The following is a 22820-nucleotide window of genomic DNA, read 5'->3' on the forward strand; positions in this document are numbered from 1 at the left end:
TACATGTTCCGTTAATGGGAATCGTTTGATTTACATGACAAAAACGCGTGGTAAGTGACAAGTTCGTCACATTCCAAGCGTTTTTTGATATTCATTCATTTTAGGGAAAGTAATTTTTACAGAAGTACCTACCCCTTCTATTGATTCGATTGCCAGAAGAATATGCAGTGATTGTGCCGCCTGTTTAGCAAGATACAGCCCCATCCCTGTTGCAGCACTCGTTTCACGACCAATTGTTCCCGTGTAGGATTTGCGGAATACACGCGGCAAATCTTCACGCTTTATACCGATTCCGTCATCTTGAATGATGAGAACTGCCTGCTCATTAACCATATGAGCGGATATTCTGATTTCCCCCCCGACATCACTATACTTTACCGCATTCGATAAAATTTGCCGTACGATAAAACCTAGCCACTTTGCGTCTGATTGTACAGTAAGATCATCCACTTCCAGATCAATGGCGATTTGCTTTTCAAAACACCAGCTGCGCAATGCTTTAATTTCTTGGATAAGTACGTCCTTCACCTTTACCTTTTCTATTCGGTTATCTATCTCGATTGTCATAAGACGTGTTGCATGAAGCTGCTGGTCTAATAATAAATAAAGGCGCAGCCATTCATTTTCAATGCGTTCCTTTACTTCGCTTTTCTCTACTTTTTCCATCAACAGCTGCATTGCCGTTAATGGGGATTTCATTTCATGTACCCATGCTAAAAGTTCATCCTGCCGTTCTAGTACGATCTGCTTCTGTTCCTGTACTTTTCCATTCATATCAGCCAGCTGCTCTTTATAATCTTCATGGATAACATCATAGTAAGTTCCATTAAAAAACTTCGCATACGGCTTCATCAATTTCCTGTCTTTCATATAGCGTAAGCTGAAATAACTGGCTACGAGCGTAAACCAAATGATGTTTAAATAGAGTAGTGAAACATCGTGGAAGCCTTTATCTAGAAATAGTATTAAATTCAATAGCAGCTGAAGAATGATGACAAATAGCATCATAGAAATATATTGTCTTATAAACAAGCGGATCATGCATCCACCGCCAAATAGCCAAGGCCTTTTTTCGTCATAATCACATTGATTAGCCCAATATCCTCTAAACGTTGGCGTAAGCGGTTTACATTGACCGTTAATGTATTGTCATTTACAAAGCGTTCATCATCCCATAATTTACGCATTAGTTCATCCCGGGAGACGATTTGCCCTTTTGCCTTGACCAGCACCTTTAAAATAAACAGCTCATTTTTTGTCAACTCTACCTGTTTATCTTTATAATGAACAATTGCGCGGTCATAATGAATTTCAGCTCCATACCATTTTTCAATATCACCTTGCTGTGCTTCCTGATAATTATATGCACGACGAAGCAATGCTTGTACTTTTGCGACTAATACTTCTGTATGGAAAGGTTTTTGCACAAAGTCATCTGCTCCCATTTGCATCGCCATGATCATGTCCATCGGGTGATCGCGTGAAGAAAGAAATAAAATAGGGACATTCGATACCGCCCTTATTTCACGACACCAATGGAAGCCGTCAAATGCAGGCAACTGAATATCAATAATAACAAGCTGAGGCTCTTCTTCTTTAAATGTCACCATTATGTGTTGAAAGTCTTTCGGCCCAATTACTTGAATATTCCATTGTGCTAATCGTTCACCTATGAGTTCAAATATGGAGACATCATCCTCTATTAATAATACCTTCAAAGAACACCACTCCTTCTATATACTTCCATTATACAAAAAACTAACAGTCCAACCCTTACAAACTTTGCTATAATCAATTCAATTACTGGAATTATAGGTGAAGAGGTGGGGAAAGAAAAATGGATCTACGCCAAATCGAATATTTTGTTGAAGTAGCCAAGCATTTAAGTTTTACAAAGGCAGCAGCAACATTACATGTGTCACAGCCATCTATTAGTAAAGCAATCCAAAACTTTGAGTCAGAGCTAGGTGTACCGCTGTTTTACCGTTCATCCAAACAGCTTGAGCTGACGGATGCCGGTCAGGCCGTTCTTGTGAATTCAATGCAAGTACTTGAATCATTTCAAAATCTGCGTTCGGAATTAACAGATTTGATGGAACTAAAGAAAGGACAAATCCGTATCGGCATTCCACCGATTGTTGGGGCCGAGTTTTTTTCAAAATTGATTAGCTATTATAAAGAGCTTAATCCATATATCGAAATTTTATTAACGGAAGTCGGAACGAAGCGCATACGCCAGGAAATTGAAGCTGGTGAACTGGATGTCGGATTAGTATGCAGTGTAACTTCCTCGAACGAATCTTTGGAAACAATACGTTTTTTAAAAGACCCTTTAATGTTAATCGTCCATGAAAGTCATCCTTTAGCTGCAAAAGAAACGATACAGCTAAGTGAACTAGCGAATGAGACTTTTATTATTTACCGGAAAGATTTTATTTTGTATGACCGTATTATTGAGGAGTGCTCCAAACAAGGTTTCTTCCCTACAATTGCCTGTGAAACGACTCAGAAAGATCTATTTATCGAAATGGTTCAGGCAAAATTGGGGATTGCGCTGCTTCCGAAAAAACTTGCCGAAAAAATTCCGTACAATTCGATTAAATGCATCCCTTTTCAGGAAGAATCAATCTATCTTGAACTAGGGGTTACGTGGAAGAAAAATAAATACTTGCCTTTTGCTGTACGGGAATTTATTAAACTTGCCCGGGAATTTGTTGCCCAATAAAAAAGTTGCCTAGAAAGTTTCAGTACCTCTAGGCAACCATTTTATAATTTATTGGCATATTCATTTAACTGCGAAGACATCATTTGAATTTCCTTCACAAAATCGGAAACTTGTTGAATAGACTCGCTCTGTAATGTTCCGATAGTGGAAATTTGAGCAATAGACTTCGTAATTTTTTGTGTAGCCTCATTAATTTGGTTCATCGTTTCTCTAATTTTTTGTGTTGATTCAATTGTTTCCTTCGAAAATTTGCGGATTTCCGTCGCTACGACTTCAAAGCCTCTCCCTTTTTCACCTGCTCGGGCAGCTTCGATCGCTGCATTTAATCCAAGCAAATTCGTTTGGTCCGCCATACGTTTCAATAATGATAAAATGTCGGAAGTCTGTTGAACATTCCTTTCAGCCTGCTTTGATTGTTGCAGTAGCTCGTTTGCCGCCTCCCTCAACCTTGTAGAACCATCCGCAATACTGCCAATCTGTTCGTTCGCATGTGTTAAAGAACCTGTTATTGCTTGGGAAATTTCTATTAATTCCGAATGCTTTCTTACTTGGACAGCAATTCCTCCAATTGTTTTACCTGTTTTATCGTATAATGGCGTTGCAGTCCCGATAAATTCAAAACCATAATAATCGGCTGGTACAATTGCTTCTAAACGACGGCTTTTCTTTAATGCAATCATTAACGGCTCTTCAGAATGTAATTTTTGGCCTATTCGGATCTTCAAGTCTAAGTCTTTAGCCGGGAAATAGGCTACAAACTTTTCGATATCACATACCCCAATCGATACGTCTGTTGGAATAGCATCTTTCACGATCGGTATCAATGAAATAAGCGCATCTAATGATTCAATTTTATTTAGCATGTTTAACTCTCTTCTTTCCTATTACTAAAATTACTATATTGTTACTATTATACCATTTTTTCTGTAAATCGAGCGAATTTCCGTCAACTTTTAATGCTTAAACAAAAAAGACTACTATTTCAGAAGAAATAGCAGTCACTTAGAAAATCTTATGCGTTTACTTTTTGTTTGGCTTTAGCTTCAATACGCTTTTTGTGTAAAATTGGCTCTGTGTATCCATTTGGCTGATCATAACCTTTAAATATCAATTCGCTTGCCGCTTGGAAAGCTACGGATTCCCCGTAGTTTGCTGACATTGGCAAGTATTCCGGATCATCGGCATTTTGCTCGTCTACAACTTTTGCCATACGGTTCAACGATTCCTCTACTTGTTCTTTCGTACAAATACCGTGATGCAGCCAGTTCGCTACATGCTGACTTGAAATACGCAACGTTGCGCGGTCTTCCATTAAGCCGATATCATTAATATCCGGCACTTTCGAACAGCCCACACCATGATTCACCCAGCGAACAACATAGCCTAGAATTCCTTGTACATTATTATCAAGCTCATGTTGAATTTCTTCCGGTGACCAGTCTGTATTTGCAGCAACAGGAATTTCCAAAATCGCATCCTGTAAATCTTCCGATGTCACAATACCTTTTTGAACATCTTTAACATTTACTTCATGGTAGTGAGTGGCATGTAAAGTGGCTGCTGTCGGCGATGGTACCCAGGCAGTATTCGCTCCTGCTTTCGGGTGGTTGATTTTTTGTTCAATCATATCCGCCATTAAGTCCGGCATTGCCCACATACCTTTACCAATTTGTGCACGGCCTTGTAAGCCCGCATTTAACCCAACAACGACATTGGATTTTTCATAAGAAGTTAACCATGTTGATGTTTTCATTTCGCCTTTGCGAATCATTGGACCTGCTTCCATCGATGTATGGATTTCATCACCTGTACGATCCAGGAATCCAGTATTAATAAATACGATACGGTTTTTCACTTCACGAATACATGCTTTTAAGTTAAGTGATGTACGACGCTCTTCATCCATGACACCGATCTTTAACGTGAAACGTTCCAACCCGATTAAATCTTCTACACGCTCAAATAGCTTATTTGCAAACGCTACTTCTTTTGAGCCGTGCATTTTCGGTTTTACAATATAAATAGAACCTTTTTGTGAGTTTTTATACTGGCCATTACCGATTACTTCATGCTTCGCTATTAAGCTCGTTACGACACCATCGATTATTCCTTCAGGCACTTCACTACCATCTTTATCTAAAATAGCCGGATTTGTCATTAAGTGACCTACATTGCGGATAAACATTAACGAGCGTCCGTTTAATGTTACCTCATCACCATTGACTCCCGTATATACACGGTCAGAATTTAGTGTACGTGTTACCGTTTTTGAGCCTTTTTCAAAGGTTGCCGTCAAGTCGCCTTTCATTAGCCCTAACCAGTTCGAATATACTTCAACTTTATCTTCTGCATCTACTGCTGCTACCGAGTCCTCGCAGTCCATAATTGTTGTAATTGCGGACTCTAAATAAATATCTTTTACACCAGCTGCATCGTCTTTTCCGATTGGATGATTGCGGTCGATTTGAATTTCAATGTGTAAATCATTATTTTTAAGTAAAATTGCAGTCGGCTGTTCTGCTGTTCCTTTATAGCCCACTAACTTTTCAGGTTCCGTCAATGTCGCTGTTTCACCATTTGCAAGTGTCACTACTAATTGGCTTTCTGCAATTTTATAAGTTGTCGCTTCTTTATGTGAGGCTGATGTTAAAGGAGCTGCTTGATCTAAAAATTTTTTCGCATAATCGATTACTTTGTTACCACGGATCGGATTATAACCCTTACCTGCTTCAGCACCATCTTCATCACTGATGGCATCTGTACCATAAAGTGCATCATAGAAACTTCCCCAACGTGCATTGGCAGCATTAATCGCATAACGTGCATTGCTTACAGGTACAACTAATTGCGGACCTGCCTGATATGCAATTTCTGCATCCACATTTTCAGTTTCCACTTGAAAATCTTCTACTTTTGGTTCTACATAACCGATTTCTTCTAAAAATGCTTTATAGTCAGCAAATTGGAAATTCCCCTTATTTCCTTTATGCCATTCATTAATATGAGCCTGCAGTGTATCCCGATGAGCAAGTAATGCCTTATTTTCAGGTGCCAGCTCATGAACTAGCTGATCAAAGCCGTTCCAAAATGCCGTTTGCTCTACTCCGCTATTTGGCAATACTTGTTCATTAATAAACTGAAATAATACTTCCGCTACTTGTAATTTCCCCACTTGCACATAATTTGTCACTATTAAATCCCCCTTTTAAATGAACATTTCTAATAATTAATTAGAATCCCCTGTTCTTACATTTCATTATACAAGAGGCATGATATATAAATGAAATACATATATTGAATAAACATTATGCTTTTACGCTATAAAGGGTACAAAAAAAACACCTTGCAAGCGTCCCTGCAAGGTGTTTTTAGAAAATTAGCGATTAGCTAAAATTATTTTTGGATAGATGCTACTACGCCAGCGCCTACAGTACGGCCACCCTCACGGATAGAGAATTTAGTACCTTCTTCTAAAGCGATTGGAGCGATTAATTCAACAGTCATTTCGATGTTGTCGCCAGGCATAACCATTTCTACGCCTTCTGGTAACATGCAGATACCAGTTACGTCAGTTGTACGGAAGTAGAACTGAGGACGGTAGTTAGAGAAGAATGGAGTATGACGTCCACCCTCTTCTTTTGATAATACATAAACTTCAGCTTTGAAGTTAGTGTGTGGAGTGATTGAACCTGGTTTAGCTAATACTTGACCACGTTGGATATCTTCACGAGCAATACCACGTAATAAAGCACCGATGTTGTCACCAGCTTCAGCGTAATCTAATAATTTACGGAACATTTCTACACCAGTTACAGTTGTAGTTTTAGCTTCTTCTTCGATACCGATAACTTCTACAACGTCACCAACTTTAACTTGACCACGTTCAACACGGCCAGTTGCTACTGTACCACGACCAGTGATAGAGAATACGTCCTCTACTGGCATCATGAATGGTTTGTCAGTTTGACGTTCTGGAGTTGGGATGTAAGAATCTACAGCGTCCATTAATTCAACGATTTTTTCTTCCCATTCTGCTTCGCCTTCTAAAGCTTTTAATGCAGAACCTTTGATTACTGGAACATCGTCGCCTGGGAAGTCATATTCAGATAGTAAGTCACGGATTTCCATTTCTACTAACTCTAATAATTCTTCGTCGTCAACCATATCACATTTGTTCATGAATACTACTAAGTAAGGAACACCTACTTGTTTAGAAAGTAAGATGTGCTCACGAGTTTGTGGCATTGGGCCGTCAGCAGCAGATACTACTAAGATACCGCCGTCCATTTGTGCAGCACCAGTGATCATGTTTTTAACATAGTCAGCGTGACCTGGGCAGTCAACGTGTGCATAGTGACGAGTTGCAGTTTCATACTCTACGTGAGAAGTATTGATTGTGATACCGCGCTCTTTTTCTTCTGGAGCGTTGTCGATGTCAGCGTAAGATTTAGCTGCACCACCCATTTTTTTAGAAAGAACTGTTGCGATAGCAGCAGTTAAAGTTGTTTTACCATGGTCAACGTGTCCGATTGTACCAACGTTAGCATGCGTTTTTGAACGGTCAAATTTTTCTTTAGCCATTAGAAAATGCCTCCTCAGAGATAGGTTTTATTTTTTTTAAAATTATTTATTCTAAGATGCCGACTATAAACGGGCCCCATCTATAGTCAGTCAATCATAGCTTACAAATTATTTATACTTGATGCAAGGTGAAATTTCAATTATTCACCTTTATTTTTTTTGATGATATCTTCTGCAATTGATTTTGGTACTTCTTCATAGTGATCGAACGTCATTGAGAATACACCGCGACCTTGAGTTGCAGAACGTAAAGTTGTAGCATATCCGAACATTTCAGATAGTGGAACCATAGCACGTACTACTTGAGAGTTACCACGAGCTTCCATACCCTCTACGCGACCGCGACGAGCAGTAATGTTACCCATAATATCACCAAGGTACTCTTCTGGAATTACAACTTCTACTTTCATCATTGGCTCTAAGATAACTGGGTTACATTTTTTAGCTGCTTCTTTTAAAGCCATAGATGCAGCGATTTTGAACGCCATTTCACTTGAGTCAACGTCATGGTAAGAACCGAATACTAATTTCGCTTTAATGTCGATTAGTGGGTAACCAGCAACAACACCGCGGTCAAGAGAGTCACGTAGACCCGCTTCTACTGCAGGGATGTATTCACGAGGTACAACACCACCAACGATAGCGTTTTCGAATTCGAAACCTTTACCCTCTTCGTTTGGAGAGAACTCGATCGTTACGTCACCGTATTGACCGCGACCACCAGATTGACGAGAGAATTTACCTTGAACTTTAGCTTCGCTACGGAATGTTTCACGGTAAGATACCATTGGAGCACCCACGTTAGCTTCAACTTTAAATTCACGTTTCATACGGTCAACTAAGATATCAAGGTGAAGTTCACCCATACCAGAGATGATTGTTTGACCTGTTTCAGTGTCAGTATGTGCACGGAATGTTGGATCTTCTTCTTGTAGTTTTTGTAAAGCTTGACCCATTTTATCTTGGTCAGCTTTAGATTTTGGTTCTACAGAAAGAGAGATTACTGGCTCTGGGAAGTCCATTGACTCTAAGATAACAAGGTTTTTCTCGTCACATAGAGTATCACCTGTTGTAGTATCTTTAAGACCTACAGCAGCAGCGATGTCACCAGAGTATACTTTTGCGATCTCTTCACGAGAGTTAGCGTGCATTTGCAGGATACGTCCTACACGCTCACGTTTACCTTTAGAAGAGTTTTGTACGTAAGAACCTGCTTCTAATGTACCTGAGTACACACGGAAGAATGTTAACTTACCTACGAATGGGTCTGTCATTACTTTGAATGCTAGAGCTGAGAACGGCTCATCATCAGAAGAATGGCGGATGATTTCTTCTTCACCATCAACGTCAGTACCTTTAATAGCTTCTACGTCAGTTGGAGCTGGTAAGTAATCAACAGCAGCATCTAACATTTTACGAACACCTTTGTGTTTGAATGCTGTACCACAAAGTACTGGGTAGAATTCTACCGCGATAGTAGCTTTACGGATTGCTGCTTTTAATTCTTCTTTAGTAATTTCTTCGCCTTCTAAGTATTTCTCCATAAGTTCTTCATCAACACTTGCAACAGCGTCGATTAGTTTCTCACGGTACTCTTCAGCTTGATCCATGAATTCTGCAGGGATTTCTCCTACAGTTACGTCTGTACCTTCATCGTTGCCGTAGAAAGTAGCGTTCATTTCGATTAAATCGATAATTCCGCGGAACTGGTCTTCAGCACCGATTGGTAATTGCACTGGGTGAGCATTAGCTTGTAAACGCTCATGTAATGTACCTACAGAATATAGGAAGTCAGCTCCCATTTTATCCATCTTGTTGATGAATACGATACGAGGAACTCCGTATGTTGTAGCTTGACGCCATACTGTTTCAGTTTGAGGCTCAACACCAGATTGAGCATCTAATACTGTTACAGCACCATCAAGTACGCGTAAAGAACGTTCAACTTCAACAGTGAAGTCTACGTGTCCTGGAGTATCGATGATGTTAATACGGTGACCATTCCATTGAGCTGTTGTTGCAGCAGAAGTGATTGTGATACCACGCTCTTGTTCTTGCTCCATCCAGTCCATTTGAGAACCGCCATCATGTGTTTCACCGATTTTGTGAATCTTACCAGTGTAATAAAGGATACGCTCAGTAGTTGTTGTTTTACCAGCATCAATGTGAGCCATGATCCCAATATTACGTGTATTCTCTAGAGAGAATTCGCGTTTCATAGGAAATTTCTCCTTCCATATTGGGTTAACTGTATAGATGGTAAAAATCTTAGCCCCAGCAATGCTAGAGCAAAGATCAAATTACCAACGGTAGTGAGCGAATGCTTTGTTCGCTTCTGCCATTTTGTGCATATCTTCACGTTTCTTAACTGAAGCACCTGTGTTGTTAGATGCATCTAAGATTTCGTTAGCTAAGCGCTCTTCCATCGTTTTTTCTCCACGAAGACGAGCGTAGTTTACTAAATAACGTAAACCTAAAGTTGTACGACGTTCTGGACGAACTTCTACAGGTACTTGGTAGTTTGAACCACCAACACGACGAGCACGTACTTCTAGTACAGGCATTACGTTGTTTAAAGCAGCTTCAAATACTTCTAAAGCATTTTGACCCGAACGCTCTTGAACTAATTCGAAAGCTCCGTATAAAATCTTTTGAGAAGTACCTCTTTTACCATCAATCATCATTTTGTTGATTAAACGAGTTACTAGTTTTGAATTATAAAGTGGATCTGGTAACACGTCACGTTTGGAAACAGGACCTTTACGAGGCATGTGTTTTCCTCCTTTCAAATCGTTGTATATTTAAACTTAAATTATTTTTTTTCTTTAGGGCGTTTAGTACCGTATTTAGAACGAGATTGTAAACGACCGTTAACACCAGCTGTATCAAGTGCACCACGAACGATGTGGTAACGTACTCCAGCTAAGTCTTTTACGCGTCCGCCACGGATAAGAACTACACTGTGCTCTTGTAAGTTGTGACCTTCACCTGGGATATACGCAGTAACCTCAAGTTGGTTAGTTAAGCGTACACGAGCGTATTTACGTAAAGCCGAGTTCGGTTTACGTGGTGTCATTGTACCTACACGAGTACAAACTCCGCGTTTTTGAGGAGACTTAACGTCAGTTAAAGATTTTTTAAATGAGTTATATCCTTTGTTTAACGCTGGAGATTTTGATTTCGTGCTTTTAGATTGACGAGGCTTACGTACTAATTGGTTAATTGTAGGCATCGATTTGTCCTCCCTTCATTTTTTCCTTGTTTCAATACCACACATCCAGGTGGTTCATTTTTTGGGTAAAAACAAAGTCTTTGTGTACTTTACACAAAAACTACATCGCAGTAATCGCAACAACTGCAGCTCCAACATGAATGCCGCAAGCTTTACCAAGTTCTTTCTTTGAATCGACGTATTTGACTGGTACACCGATTTCTTTCGCGAGAAGAATGGCCGGATCGGTTACCCATTTGTCTGCATCGATTGCGACAAAAAGAGCTGTTACTTGTCCAGCATACATTGCTTTCACTGCTTGCTTTATACCTATGATTGTTTTACTGGCCTGTTTTACTTGATCGTAAGACATTTTCATATCCTCCTAAGTACAGACAGTTAACTATCAACCTTCAATATATTATCATTCCAAACTTACACTGTCAACAGATTTCTTATGAAAGTATGTTGGTTAATATTTAATCCAAGGAAATTCCAAAGAAAATCTCCCGGCTGAGAATGGTCTCTACCGGGATCTCTTCATTATATACTGCTATTCAGCTGTAATTACTTCTGCTGATTCTTCTTGCTCCATACGGATTTGACGGTAACGTTGCATACCAGTACCAGCCGGAACTAGTTTACCGATAATTACGTTTTCCTTCAGACCTAGAAGCTCATCACGTTTACCTTTAATTGCAGCATCCGTTAACACACGTGTTGTTTCCTGGAATGATGCAGCTGATAAGAATGATTCTGTTTCAAGAGAAGCTTTTGTAATACCTAAGATGACAGGACGGCAAGTTGCTGGAGTTTTTCCGCTAAGTACGGCTTCAGCATTTGCCTCAGAGAATTGGTGGATATCAAGAAGTGACCCTGGTAATAGCTCTGTGTCACCTGCTTCAATCACGCGCACTTTACGAAGCATTTGGCGAACCATTACTTCGATGTGTTTGTCTCCGATTTCTACCCCTTGCATACGGTATACTTTTTGTACTTCTTTTAATAAATATTCTTGAACTGTCGATACATCTTTAACTTTTAATAATTGCTTCGGATCGATAGAACCTTCAGACAATGTTTGACCCGCTACAATTGTGTCGCCTTCAGCTACTTTTAGACGCGCATTGTAAGGTGCTTGGTATTTACGTGTTTCCACATCACCCTGGATCGTTACTTCTTTAAGACCTTCACGAATTTCTTCGATTTCGATTACTGTACCAGTAATTTCAGAAATGACTGCTTGACCTTTAGGGTTACGCGCCTCAAAAATTTCCTGGATACGTGGAAGACCTTGTGTAATATCGTTACCGGCTACCCCACCTGTATGGAATGTACGCATCGTTAACTGTGTTCCTGGCTCACCGATAGATTGTGCAGCAATAATACCAACTGCTTCACCAACTTCTACCTCTTCACCAGTAGCTAAGTTCATACCGTAACATTTTTTACATACGCCGTGTTTTGTATTACATGTAAATGCAGAACGGATTGTAATTTCTTCGATATTTGCATCTTCGATAACGCGAGCAATATCCTGTGTAATTAAACCATCACGCTCTACGATAACCGCTCCTGTTTCTGGATGGCGAACTGTTTTCTTCACGTAACGACCAACAATACGTTCGTCTAACGCTTCGATCAATTCGTTTCCTTCCATTAATGAACCGATTAATAAACCGCGGTCAGTACCACAGTCGTCTTCACGAACGATAACATCTTGTGCTACGTCTACTAAACGACGAGTTAAGTAACCTGAATCGGCAGTTTTTAGTGCTGTATCGGCAAGACCTTTACGCGCACCATGTGTAGAGATGAAGTACTCTAATACTGTTAAACCTTCACGGAATGAAGACTTGATTGGTAATTCGATAATACGACCAGCCGGGTTGGCCATCAGACCACGCATACCAGCTAACTGTGTAAAGTTCGATGCGTTACCACGGGCACCAGAGTCAGACATCATGAAGATCGGGTTAGTTTTTTGTAAAGATTTCATCAGCTTGCCTTGAATTTCATCTTTGGCAGCTGTCCATACGTTAATAACTCGGTTATAACGCTCTTCCTCAGTAATTAAACCGCGGCGGAACTGGATCATTACTTTATCTACTTTGCTTTGGGCTTCATCTAAGATTACACCTTTATCCGGTAATACGACGATGTCAGATACACCTACTGTAATACCAGCACGAGTAGAATATTTGAAACCTAAGTTTTTCATGCGGTCAAGCATCTTGGAAGTTTCTGTAATGTGGAACTCTTTGAATACTTCAGCAATAACATTTCCTAAGAATTTTTTACGGAAAGGATCTACAACAGGCATATTTGTGAAGTGTTTCGCTAAAATAGCGCGGCGTTGTGCTTCAACTTTTTCTGATTCAGATAAATCAGCATAGCCTTCTGTTGCTTCGATTTCTTTCAGTAACTCTTCGTCAATTGTTAAGTTCACGAAGTATTTTTCAGGTGTTTTTTGCTCTAAGTTGACTGAAGTAGGCTCATTAATATAAGGGAATGAGCGTGGTAAAATTTCATTGAAGATTACTTTACCTACAGTCGATAACAAGAACATTTTATTTTGTTCTTCTGTAAATGTCGGGTTATTTAATGAGCTTGCTTTTATCGCAATACGAGAGTGTAAATGTACATGACCGTTTTGGTAGGCGATTAACACTTCGTTTGAATCATTAAATATTGCTCCTTCACCACGAGCACCTTCACGCTCAAGTGTTAAGTAATAGTTACCTAATACCATATCTTGAGATGGAGTTACTACCGGTTTCCCGTCTTTCGGGTTAAGGATGTTTTGTGCTGCTAACATAAGTAAGCGAGCTTCTGCTTGTGCTTCAGCTGATAATGGAACGTGAACCGCCATTTGGTCACCATCGAAGTCAGCGTTATAAGCTGTACATACTAATGGGTGAAGACGAATTGCACGGCCTTCTACTAGTGTAGGCTCGAATGCTTGGATACCAAGTCGGTGTAATGTCGGTGCACGGTTAAGTAATACCGGATGCTCACGAATTACATCTTCTAATACATCCCAAACTTCGTTGTGTAAACGCTCAATTTTACGTTTTGCACTCTTAATGTTATGAGCAAGGCCACGTTCTACTAATTCTTTCATTACGAAAGGTTTGAATAGTTCGATTGCCATTTCTTTTGGAAGACCACATTGGTACATTTTTAAGTTAGGACCTACTACGATAACCGAACGACCAGAATAGTCTACACGTTTACCAAGTAAGTTTTGACGGAAACGACCTTGTTTCCCTTTCAGCATGTGTGAAAGTGATTTTAAAGGACGGTTACCAGGACCTGTTACAGGACGACCACGACGACCATTATCGATTAATGCGTCAACCGCTTCTTGTAACATACGTTTTTCGTTTTGTACGATAATGCTTGGTGCACCAAGGTCAAGTAAACGTTTTAAACGGTTGTTACGGTTAATAACACGACGGTAAAGGTCATTTAAGTCAGATGTAGCAAAACGTCCACCATCTAATTGCACCATCGGACGAAGCTCTGGTGGAATTACCGGTAGTACATCTAAAATCATCCACTCTGGTTTGTTGCCTGAGTTACGGAATGATTCCACTACTTCTAAACGTTTAATCGCACGTGTACGGCGTTGGCCTTGTGCAGATTTCAACTCTTCTTTTAAAACTTGTGTTTCATCTTCTAAGTCAATTTTCTCTAAAAGACGTTTAATCGCTTCAGCACCCATTGCTGCTTCGAATTCATTGCCATACTTTTCACGGTATGCACGGTATTCTTTTTCAGAAAGTAAGTCTTTATAGCCTAAAGACGTTTGACCTGGGTCGACTACTACATATGAAGCAAAGTAAATTACTTCTTCCAATGCACGTGGAGACATATCTAAAATAAGACCCATACGGCTTGGAATACCTTTGAAGTACCAAATATGTGATACAGGTGCTGCTAGTTCGATATGTCCTTGACGTTCACGGCGAACTTTCGAACGCGTTACTTCTACTCCACAACGGTCACAAACGACACCTTTATAACGTACACGTTTATATTTACCACAGTGACATTCCCAGTCTTTTGTTGGTCCAAAGATACGTTCACAGAATAAACCATCTTTTTCTGGTTTTAATGTACGGTAGTTAATTGTTTCTGGTTTTTTTACTTCTCCGTATGACCAAGAACGGATCTTGTCAGGTGAAGCTAAACCAATTTTCATATATTCAAATTCATTAACATCGATCAAGGAGCCTACCTCCCTTTAGTTATAAGTCGTAAATGACTTTTAATGTAGCTCTACACTTACAAAATTTCATATTAGGCTATAATGAAACTTGTATCTAAAATATAAGAAAAATCGGGCAGGGCATATACCTGCCCGATTCAATTGAAGTTATTCAAATGATTCTACTGGGTCTTCTTCTTTATCATTAGATCGTTCGACAGGTGCAGCTACTTCATCTTCATCGTCAAGGTCGCGTAATTCCACTTCCTCGTCGTTGATTGTAAGCATCTTCACATCCATACCTAATGATTGAAGTTCTTTAATTAATACTTTAAATGATTCTGGAACACCTGGTTCTGGGACACTTTCACCTTTTACGATTGCTTCGTATGTTTTCACACGACCTACAACGTCATCCGATTTTACAGTTAAAATCTCTTGTAACGTGTAAGCAGCACCGTATGCTTCAAGTGCCCAAACCTCCATCTCACCGAAGCGCTGACCACCGAATTGTGCTTTACCACCAAGCGGCTGTTGCGTTACTAATGAGTAAGGTCCAGTTGAACGTGCATGAAGTTTATCGTCAACCATGTGCGCTAGTTTGATCATGTACATGATACCAACAGAAACGCGGCTATCGAATGGCTCACCTGAACGTCCATCATAAAGAATTGTTTTACCGTCACGGTTCATACCAGCTTCTTCCATCGTTTCCCAAACATCGGCTTCGTTGGCACCATCGAATACTGGTGACGCCATATGAATGCCTAAGTAACGAGAAGCCATACCTAAGTGTAGCTCAAGCACTTGTCCGATGTTCATACGAGAAGGTACCCCTAGTGGGTTAAGCATGATATCTACTGGTGTTCCGTCCGGCATGAACGGCATATCCTCTTCCGGTAAGATACGTGAAATTACACCTTTGTTACCGTGACGTCCGGCCATTTTGTCACCAACGCGGATTTTACGTTTTTGAACAATATAAGCACGAACTAATTGGTTTACACCTGGTGGTAATTCATCGCCGTCTTCACGGTTGAATACTTTTACATCTAAAATGATACCGCCAGCTCCGTGTGGTACACGTAGAGAAGTATCACGTACTTCACGCGCTTTTTCACCGAAGATAGCATGTAATAAACGCTCTTCCGCAGTTAACTCTGTAACTCCTTTAGGCGTAACTTTACCTACTAGAATGTCACCATCGCGAACTTCTGCACCGATACGGATAATTCCGCGGTCGTCCAAGTTACGAAGTGCATCTTCACCCACGTTTGGAATATCACGTGTGATCTCTTCAGGTCCAAGCTTAGTATCACGAGACTCTGATTCATATTCTTCAATATGAACAGAAGTATATACATCGTCTTTAACAAGGCGTTCGCTCATAATTACAGCATCCTCGTAGTTGAAGCCGTCCCATGTCATGAACGCAACAAGTACGTTTTGACCAAGTGCTAATTCGCCTTTTTCCATAGATGGACCATCAGCTAAAATATCACGAGGTTTTACACGGTCGCCAACTTTTACGATTGGACGTTGGTTATAAGAAGTACCTTGGTTAGAACGAATGAATTTTTGTAATTTATACTTTGTTAAATCGCCTTTTACTTCTTTACCATCTACTACTTCAATACGACGTACGTGAATTGAACGTGCTTCTACATGTTCAACAATACCATCGAATTTCGCTACTACAGCAGCACCAGAATCACGTGCATCTACGTGCTCCATACCCGTACCAACGAATGGTGCGTTTGGATATAGTAATGGAACAGCTTGACGTTGCATGTTCGCTCCCATTAACGCACGGTTTGAGTCGTCGTTTTCTAAGAACGGAATACACGCTGTCGCAGCAGATACTACTTGTTTAGGAGATACATCCATGTAGTCGATGCGGTCTTTAGAGAATACAGTGTTGTCACCACGGAAACGTCCAACAACTTCTTCATTCGCGAAAGTACCGTCTTCATTTAAGATTGAGTTCGCTTGTGCAACTACATAGTTATCCTCTTCGTCAGCAGTTAAGTAATGGATCTCACTCGTTACAGCACCTGTTTCTGGATCGACACGGCGGTAAGGAGTTTCGATGAAGCCAAACTTGTTAACTTTTGCGAATGATGATAACGAGTTGATAAGACCGATGTTTGGTCCCTCAGGAGTCTCGATTGGACACATACGACCATAGTGAGAGTAGTGAACGTCACGTACTTCCATACCAGCACGCTCACGTGTTAAACCACCAGGCCCTAATGCAGATAGACGACGCTTATGCGTTAACTCTGCTAACGGGTTTGTTTGGTCCATGAATTGAGACAATTGAGAGCTACCGAAGAACTCTTTAATTGAAGCGATAACAGGACGGATATTGATTAATTGCTGTGGTACGATTGCAGCTGTGTCGTTAATTGACATACGCTCACGTACTACACGCTCCATACGAGATAAACCGATACGGAATTGGTTTTGTAGTAATTCACCAACAGAACGTAAACGACGGTTACCTAAATGGTCAATATCATCTGTGTTACCAACGTCATATAATAAGTTGAAGAAGTATGATACAGAAGCCAATACGTCGGCTGGAGTAATATTTTTCACTTCTTCATCTACATAGGCGTTTGAAATAACATTGATTTCTTTTTGTGCTTCATCATTTGGTGCAAAGATTTTAACCGACTGAATTGTAATATCATCTTCCAATACACCACCAACTTGGTTTAATGTACGGAATCCAACACCACTTTCTAAATAAGGAATTAACTTATCCAAATTACGGCGGTCTAATAATGTACCTGCTTCTACGATAATTTCTCCTGTGTCAGGATCCACTAACGTTTCTGCAATCGTTTGGTTGAATAAACGATTTTTGATGTGAAGCTTTTTGTTCATTTTGTAACGACCAACATTCGCTAAATCATAGCGTTTTGCGTCAAAGAAGCGAGAATATAATAAGTTCTTCGCAGATTCAACTGTTGGTGGTTCACCTGGACGTAAACGTTCATAGATTTCAAGAAGGGCCTTTTCAGTACCTTCCGTATTATCTTTTTCTAACGTATTACGTAAATATTCATTGTCGCCAATGATATCTAAAATTTCTTGATCCGAGCCAAAACCTAATGCACGTAAAAGTACTGTTACCGGTAATTTACGTGTACGATCGATACGTACATATACAACGTCTTTAGCGTCTGTTTCATATTCAAGCCATGCACCACGGTTAGGAATAACCGTTGCACCAAAGCCTTTTTTACCGTTTTTATCCGTTTTTTCGTGGAAGTATACACTTGGAGAACGAACTAACTGTGAAACGATAACACGCTCAGCACCGTTAATAATAAACGTACCTGTTTCTGTCATTAATGGGAAATCACCCATAAAGACGTCTTGCTCTTTCACTTCGTTTGTTTCTTTGTTGTGCAAACGTACTTTTACACGTAATGGTGCAGCATAAGTAACGTCACGCTCTTTACATTCATCCACATTATACTTAGGATCTCCTAAAGTATAGTCGACGAATTCTAATGAAAGATTACCTGTAAAATCTTCGATTGGAGAAATGTCGTGGAACATCTCGCGCAACCCTTCTTCAAGGAACCACTCATAAGATGCTGTTTGGATTTCGATTAGATTCGGAAGTTCCAGCACCTCACTAATACGCGCAAAGCTTCTACGCTGGCGGTGTTGTCCGTACTGAACTAGTTGACCTGTCAACTCATTCACCCCTCAATAAAGCGATAATAGGTCTTTGCAAAAACATACAAATAGTGTATGATTTCGAAAGACAAAAAGAAAACGAGACTTTTTTTAAACCTCATTTTCGGTTAAACTTAACTTATTCTTAGCAGTATACCCGTAACTTTGAATATTTAATGCAAAAGGGCATACTACCTCAAAATAATAATTTTGCATTTTATTATGTTATCATACTCGATTTGTCAAGTCAATATTGGAAACTAATCTTACTTATTTTTTTGCACGAATAATCCAATATCCTTTTTTCTTCTCAACGACATCTACTTCTGAAAACATTCCTTCTAAATGACTTATAGTTGATGGAGCGCCTTGCTTCTTCTGAATAACAATCCACAGCTCACCATTTTCCACTAACAATTCATATGCACCGTCATAAAACTTGAAGATTGTTTCTTTACCGGCACGAATTGGAGGGTTGGTTAATACAGCAGCTACTTTCGTTCCAGGTTCTACAGCGGCTAATCCATCACTTTCAAAAATACGTACATTTTGAACCCCGTTAAGCTGGGCATTTTTTTGAGACAAACTAACTGCTCGTGAATTAATATCCATCATGTAAACTTCACGGTCAGGGTTGTTTTTTGCAATCGATAATCCGATCGGTCCATAGCCACAACCTACATCAAGCAAAACACCATCAATTTTAGGCATTTCAAACACATCGATTAGTACACGGGAACCAAAATCTACTTCGCTTTTACTGAATACACCCGTATCCGTTTCAAACGTAAATGTATTGCCTAATAAAGTGAATTTCCATTGGCGTGGTTTACTCTCAGTTTGAGGCTTATTTGAATAATAATGTTCAGACATGCAACACGCCTCCTTAGAAAAAATACATTTTGCGGTAATTTGTGCAAAATGATGTCTTTTCATGTGGATTACTATAAAAAATTAATATTTTCATATCCACAAAAGTTAAATAAAGAAAAGCCCGCCGCAAAATTGTGACGAGCTTTCCTTATTAAACTAAGCTCAGAGCCTAGTAATTAAAGTTAAAATGAAATTATTTAACTTCTACTGAAGCGCCAACTTCTTCAAGTTTAGCTTTGATAGCTTCAGCTTCATCTTTAGAAACGCCTTCTTTAAGAGCTTTAGGAGCGTTATCTACAACTTCTTTAGCTTCTTTTAAGCCTAAACCAGTGATTTCACGAACCACTTTGATTACTTTGATTTTTTCTCCACCAGCAGAAGCTAATACTACGTCAAACTCAGTTTTTTCTTCAGCAGCGCCTGCAGCACCACCAGCAACTACTGCTACTGGAGCAGCAGCTGTTACACCGAATTCTTCTTCGATTGCTTTTACTAAATCGTTTAATTCTAGAACTGTCATAGCTTTGATAGCTTCTAAGATTTGCTCATTGTTCATTTTAATTTCCTCCTATGGAATGTTTATTAGTTTTAGGCAGTTTGCCTGATTTTTGAAGTTATGCGGCTACTATTAAGCGCCTTGCTCTTCTTTTTGTTCTGCAACAGCTTTTGTTGCAAGTGCGAAGTTGCGCACTGGAGCTTGAAGTACAGATAAAAGCATTGATAATAGACCTTCGCGAGATGGAAGTTCTGCAAGAGCTTTAACGTCTTCAACTGATGCCACAGTACCTTCGATGATACCAGCTTTAATTTCTAACGCTTCGTTTTTCTTAGCGAACTCGTTAATAATTTTAGCAGGAGCTACTACGTCCTCGTTAGAGAATGCGATAGCGTTAGGACCAGTTAAGAATTCATTGATTCCTTCTAAACCAGCAGCTTCAGCAGCACGGCGAGTTAAAGTGTTTTTGTAAACTTTGAACTCAACACCTGCTTCACGTAATTGCTTACGTAATTCAGTAACTTGCGCTACAGTTAAACCACGGTAGTCTACAACTACTATAGAACCAGCAGCAGAGAATTTATCAGCGATTTCTTGAACTTGAACTTTTTTAGTTTCGATTGCTTTGCTCATGATGACACCTCCTATTAGAATGAGTCATTTATACCGACAAAGAAAAGCCTCTATATCAATAATAGACATAGAGGCTGAAAGTACATCATCTTAAAAAGAATCCGAACTCCTATGTCCTCGGTAGGATCATTAAGTGCATATGGCACCCCTACTGTCTACGGTACAAATGGATGATTCACAACAGCATTCATCTTACCAAGTAAGAAGCGCGTTGTCAACAAATTTTATTTTACGGCTTTTAAAAACCGGAAATTATTTAACTGTTACGTTAGCAGCGTCAACTTTTACAGCAGGACCCATTGTAGTTGTAAGGTTTACAGACTTCATGAAAGTACCTTTTGAGGCAGCTGGCTTAGCTTTTTGAATTACTTCAAATACAGCTAAGAAGTTTTCTACTAATTTTTCTGTTTCGAAAGAAACTTTACCGATTGGCGCGTGGATGATACCAGCTTTTTCAGCACGGTATTCTACTTTACCAGCTTTAATTTCTTCGATTGCTTTTGTTACGTCAAATGTAACTGTACCTGTTTTAGGGTTTGGCATTAAACCTTTAGGACCTAATACACGACCTAATTTACCAACTTCACCCATCATGTCAGGAGTTGCAACGATTACATCGAAATCAAACCAACCTTGTTGGATTTTTTGGATGTATTCTGCATCGCCTACATAGTCAGCGCCAGCAGCTTCTGCTTCTTTAAGTTTATCGCCTTTAGCGAAAACTAATACGCGTTGAGTTTTACCAGTACCGTGTGGTAATACTACCGCACCACGGATTTGTTGGTCGTTTTTACGAGTATCGATACCTAATTTGAATGCTACTTCTACAGTTGCATCAAAGTTTACAGTGCTTGTTTTTTGCGCTAACGCTACTGCTTCTTCAACAGAGTATAAAGTTGCGCGGTCGATTAATTTAGCTGCTTCTTGCAGTTTTTTACCTTTTTTAGCCATTATAATTTCCTCCTTGATTGTGGTTGTAACGGATTTGACCTCCCACGAATAAAGGTTGCGCACTCATCAAACAAGTATCCGAGTGCAGCAACCTTCCAAAAACAAAAACATCATCAAGTGTTGAAGATGGGATTAGTCTTCGATCGTAATACCCATGCTTCGCGCAGTACCTTCAACCATTAACATAGCAGCTTCAACTGAAGCAGCGTTAAGGTCTGGCATTTTTTGTTCAGCGATTTCGCGAACTTTATCACGTTTAACCGTTGCAACTTTTTTACGATTTGGTTCACCAGATCCAGATTGGATACCAGCAGCTACTTTAAGTAATACTGCAGCTGGCGGAGTTTTCGTAATAAAAGTGAATGAACGGTCTTCAAATACTGAAATTTCAACTGGAATGATAAGACCAGCTTGATCAGCAGTACGAGCGTTAAATTCTTTACAGAATCCCATAATGTTTACACCTGCTTGACCTAATGCAGGACCAACCGGTGGCGCTGGGTTTGCTTTACCAGCAGGGATTTGAAGTTTTACAACTTTAATAACTTTTTTAGCCACGAGACACACCTCCTTAAGTCCGTGATGTGGTAACTGGGTTGCCCCTCCCACTCAAATATCTGTTCGTCAGCTAACTTGCCGATAACATTAAAACTAATTATAATCACACGCCCAAAACTTGGACAGTCTGACCTTTGAAATGATAACACTTTTAAATTACTTAATCAAGTGTAAATAATTCTATATTTTTTGAACTTGGTTAAAGTCTAGCTCCATTACCGTTTCGCGACCGAACATATCAACAAGAACTTTTAATTTTGCTTTGTCGACATCTACTTCTTCTACGCGGCCTTGGAAATGTGCAAATGGCCCTTCAAGAACTTCTACAACTTCACCAACAGAAATTTCAACTTCACCTAATAATGTTTCATTCATACCCATTTGTTCAAGCAGACGTTCCGCTTCTTCCGGTAATAATGGAGTCGGTTTTACACCGCCGCCTGAAGAACCGATAAATCCTGTAACACCAGGTGTATTACGAACGACATACCAAGCATCGTCTGTCATAATCAATTCTACTAAAACGTAACCAGGGAAGATTTTACGCATTACTGCTTTTTTCTTACCGTCTTCTTTTACATCGATTTCTTCATGCTCAGCTACGATTACACGGAAAATTTTATCTTGCATCCCCATCGTTTCCACGCGTTTTTCAAGATTTGCTTTTACTCGGTTCTCATAACCAGAATACGTATGAACTACATACCAATTTTTCTCCATATAGGTAGGACTAAATCGTCCGTCCCTCCTTTACATTAAGTGTGTTAGGGTATATATTTCCCTGTTCACAAAACTTCAATAATCTATTTCTTTAAATTAAGCTGTCAGCATTTTTTAACAAATGAAAAAACCCGTTATATGGCATGGACGGGCTATTTCGAAA

The 22820-nt window shown here is 39.7% G+C and carries 18 protein-coding genes and 1 other annotated feature; of the genes, 1 reads left to right on the plus strand and 17 read right to left on the minus strand.

Going from position 1 to position 22820, the window contains the following annotated elements; genetic code table 11:
• Nucleotides 1-66 precede the first annotated feature (66 nt).
• Entirely contained in the window at nt 67-1041 is a 975-nt protein-coding gene (locus AC6CH1_RS16570; protein ID WP_498318540.1) for a sensor histidine kinase, read from the minus strand.
• Entirely contained in the window at nt 1038-1718 is a 681-nt protein-coding gene (locus AC6CH1_RS16575; protein WP_498318542.1) for a response regulator transcription factor, read from the minus strand. The genes AC6CH1_RS16570 and AC6CH1_RS16575 overlap by 4 nt, the downstream gene beginning before the upstream one ends.
• 119 nt (nt 1719-1837) lie before the next feature.
• Here AC6CH1_RS16575 and AC6CH1_RS16580 point away from each other — a divergent pair, with 119 nt between their 5' ends.
• Nucleotides 1838-2725: a LysR family transcriptional regulator gene (locus tag AC6CH1_RS16580; protein WP_427713716.1), complete on the plus strand. Its 888-nt coding sequence runs from the start codon at nt 1838-1840 to the stop codon at nt 2723-2725.
• Between the two features lie 41 nt (nt 2726-2766).
• On the opposite strand, the gene AC6CH1_RS16585 is transcribed toward AC6CH1_RS16580, so the two are convergent.
• From AC6CH1_RS16585 to nusG, 15 genes are all read right to left on the minus strand, one after another.
• Entirely contained in the window at nt 2767-3588 is an 822-nt protein-coding gene (locus AC6CH1_RS16585; RefSeq protein WP_498318544.1) for a methyl-accepting chemotaxis protein, read from the minus strand.
• Nucleotides 3589-3737: 149 nt separating this feature from the next.
• Entirely contained in the window at nt 3738-5915 is a 2178-nt protein-coding gene (locus AC6CH1_RS16590) for a malate synthase G (RefSeq protein WP_498318546.1), read from the minus strand.
• A gap of 203 nt (nt 5916-6118) precedes the next feature.
• On the minus strand, nt 6119-7306 hold the full coding sequence (gene tuf, locus AC6CH1_RS16595) for an elongation factor Tu (protein WP_079523494.1): 1188 nt from the start codon (nt 7304-7306) through the stop codon (nt 6119-6121).
• Nucleotides 7307-7446: 140 nt separating this feature from the next.
• Complete coding sequence (gene fusA, locus AC6CH1_RS16600; protein WP_427713711.1) at nt 7447-9525, minus strand: elongation factor G; 2079 nt, start codon at nt 9523-9525, stop codon at nt 7447-7449.
• 81 nt (nt 9526-9606) lie between these two features.
• A complete protein-coding gene (gene rpsG / locus AC6CH1_RS16605; protein WP_008406982.1) occupies nt 9607-10077 on the minus strand; it encodes a 30S ribosomal protein S7 in 471 nt (156 codons plus the stop codon).
• 41 nt (nt 10078-10118) lie between these two features.
• Complete coding sequence (rpsL, locus tag AC6CH1_RS16610) at nt 10119-10538, minus strand: 30S ribosomal protein S12 (protein ID WP_008406983.1); 420 nt, start codon at nt 10536-10538, stop codon at nt 10119-10121.
• 100 nt (nt 10539-10638) lie between these two features.
• A complete protein-coding gene (locus tag AC6CH1_RS16615) occupies nt 10639-10890 on the minus strand; it encodes a ribosomal L7Ae/L30e/S12e/Gadd45 family protein (protein WP_340802834.1) in 252 nt (83 codons plus the stop codon).
• A 180-nt stretch (nt 10891-11070) separates the two neighbouring features.
• Nucleotides 11071-14751, minus strand: coding sequence for a DNA-directed RNA polymerase subunit beta' (rpoC, locus tag AC6CH1_RS16620; RefSeq protein ID WP_285848953.1), 3681 nt, complete (start codon nt 14749-14751; stop codon nt 11071-11073).
• Nucleotides 14752-14898: 147 nt separating this feature from the next.
• Nucleotides 14899-18453, minus strand: a complete 3555-nt coding sequence (gene rpoB / locus AC6CH1_RS16625; protein ID WP_251690886.1) for a DNA-directed RNA polymerase subunit beta — start codon at nt 18451-18453, stop codon at nt 14899-14901.
• A 243-nt stretch (nt 18454-18696) separates the two neighbouring features.
• Nucleotides 18697-19299 carry a class I SAM-dependent methyltransferase gene (locus AC6CH1_RS16630; protein WP_251690888.1) on the minus strand — a complete coding sequence of 201 codons (603 nt, stop codon included), beginning with the start codon at nt 19297-19299 and terminating at the stop codon, nt 18697-18699.
• A 193-nt stretch (nt 19300-19492) separates the two neighbouring features.
• Entirely contained in the window at nt 19493-19855 is a 363-nt protein-coding gene (gene rplL, locus AC6CH1_RS16635) for a 50S ribosomal protein L7/L12 (RefSeq protein WP_079523499.1), read from the minus strand.
• A 72-nt stretch (nt 19856-19927) separates the two neighbouring features.
• The gene (gene rplJ / locus AC6CH1_RS16640) at nt 19928-20428 is read right to left on the minus strand and encodes a 50S ribosomal protein L10 (protein WP_008406995.1); all 501 of its coding nucleotides are present in this window, start codon (nt 20426-20428) and stop codon (nt 19928-19930) included.
• 32 nt (nt 20429-20460) lie between these two features.
• Nucleotides 20461-20607 (minus strand) — a sequence feature (ribosomal protein L10 leader region).
• Between the two features lie 73 nt (nt 20608-20680).
• Nucleotides 20681-21379 carry a 50S ribosomal protein L1 gene (gene rplA / locus AC6CH1_RS16645; protein WP_251690890.1) on the minus strand — a complete coding sequence of 233 codons (699 nt, stop codon included), beginning with the start codon at nt 21377-21379 and terminating at the stop codon, nt 20681-20683.
• A 132-nt stretch (nt 21380-21511) separates the two neighbouring features.
• Nucleotides 21512-21937, minus strand: a complete 426-nt coding sequence (gene rplK, locus AC6CH1_RS16650; protein WP_008406998.1) for a 50S ribosomal protein L11 — start codon at nt 21935-21937, stop codon at nt 21512-21514.
• Between the two features lie 180 nt (nt 21938-22117).
• Nucleotides 22118-22657 (minus strand): transcription termination/antitermination protein NusG, encoded by a 540-nt coding sequence (nusG, locus tag AC6CH1_RS16655; protein WP_251690892.1) that lies wholly within the window; start codon nt 22655-22657, stop codon nt 22118-22120.
• Nucleotides 22658-22820 lie beyond the last annotated feature (163 nt).

Source organism: Solibacillus sp. GQ1, assembly GCF_059758555.1.

Excerpts from the sequence above, each read along its gene's own strand:
- AC6CH1_RS16615 (WP_340802834.1), bottom strand. The coding sequence starts at position 10,890 with ATGTCTTACGATCAAGTAAAACAGGCCAGTAAAACAATCATAGGTATA.
- AC6CH1_RS16580 (WP_427713716.1), top strand. The coding sequence starts at position 1,838 with ATGGATCTACGCCAAATCGAATATTTTGTTGAAGTAGCCAAGCATTTA.
- rpsL (WP_008406983.1), bottom strand. The coding sequence starts at position 10,538 with ATGCCTACAATTAACCAATTAGTACGTAAGCCTCGTCAATCTAAAAGC.
- AC6CH1_RS16570 (WP_498318540.1), bottom strand. The coding sequence starts at position 1,041 with ATGATCCGCTTGTTTATAAGACAATATATTTCTATGATGCTATTTGTC.
- rplA (WP_251690890.1), bottom strand. The coding sequence starts at position 21,379 with ATGGCTAAAAAAGGTAAAAAACTGCAAGAAGCAGCTAAATTAATCGAC.
- rplJ (WP_008406995.1), bottom strand. The coding sequence starts at position 20,428 with ATGAGCAAAGCAATCGAAACTAAAAAAGTTCAAGTTCAAGAAATCGCT.
- nusG (WP_251690892.1), bottom strand. The coding sequence starts at position 22,657 with ATGGAGAAAAATTGGTATGTAGTTCATACGTATTCTGGTTATGAGAAC.
- AC6CH1_RS16630 (WP_251690888.1), bottom strand. The coding sequence starts at position 19,299 with ATGTCTGAACATTATTATTCAAATAAGCCTCAAACTGAGAGTAAACCA.
- tuf (WP_079523494.1), bottom strand. The coding sequence starts at position 7,306 with ATGGCTAAAGAAAAATTTGACCGTTCAAAAACGCATGCTAACGTTGGT.
- rplL (WP_079523499.1), bottom strand. The coding sequence starts at position 19,855 with ATGAACAATGAGCAAATCTTAGAAGCTATCAAAGCTATGACAGTTCTA.
- rpsG (WP_008406982.1), bottom strand. The coding sequence starts at position 10,077 with ATGCCTCGTAAAGGTCCTGTTTCCAAACGTGACGTGTTACCAGATCCA.
- AC6CH1_RS16585 (WP_498318544.1), bottom strand. The coding sequence starts at position 3,588 with ATGCTAAATAAAATTGAATCATTAGATGCGCTTATTTCATTGATACCG.
- fusA (WP_427713711.1), bottom strand. The coding sequence starts at position 9,525 with ATGAAACGCGAATTCTCTCTAGAGAATACACGTAATATTGGGATCATG.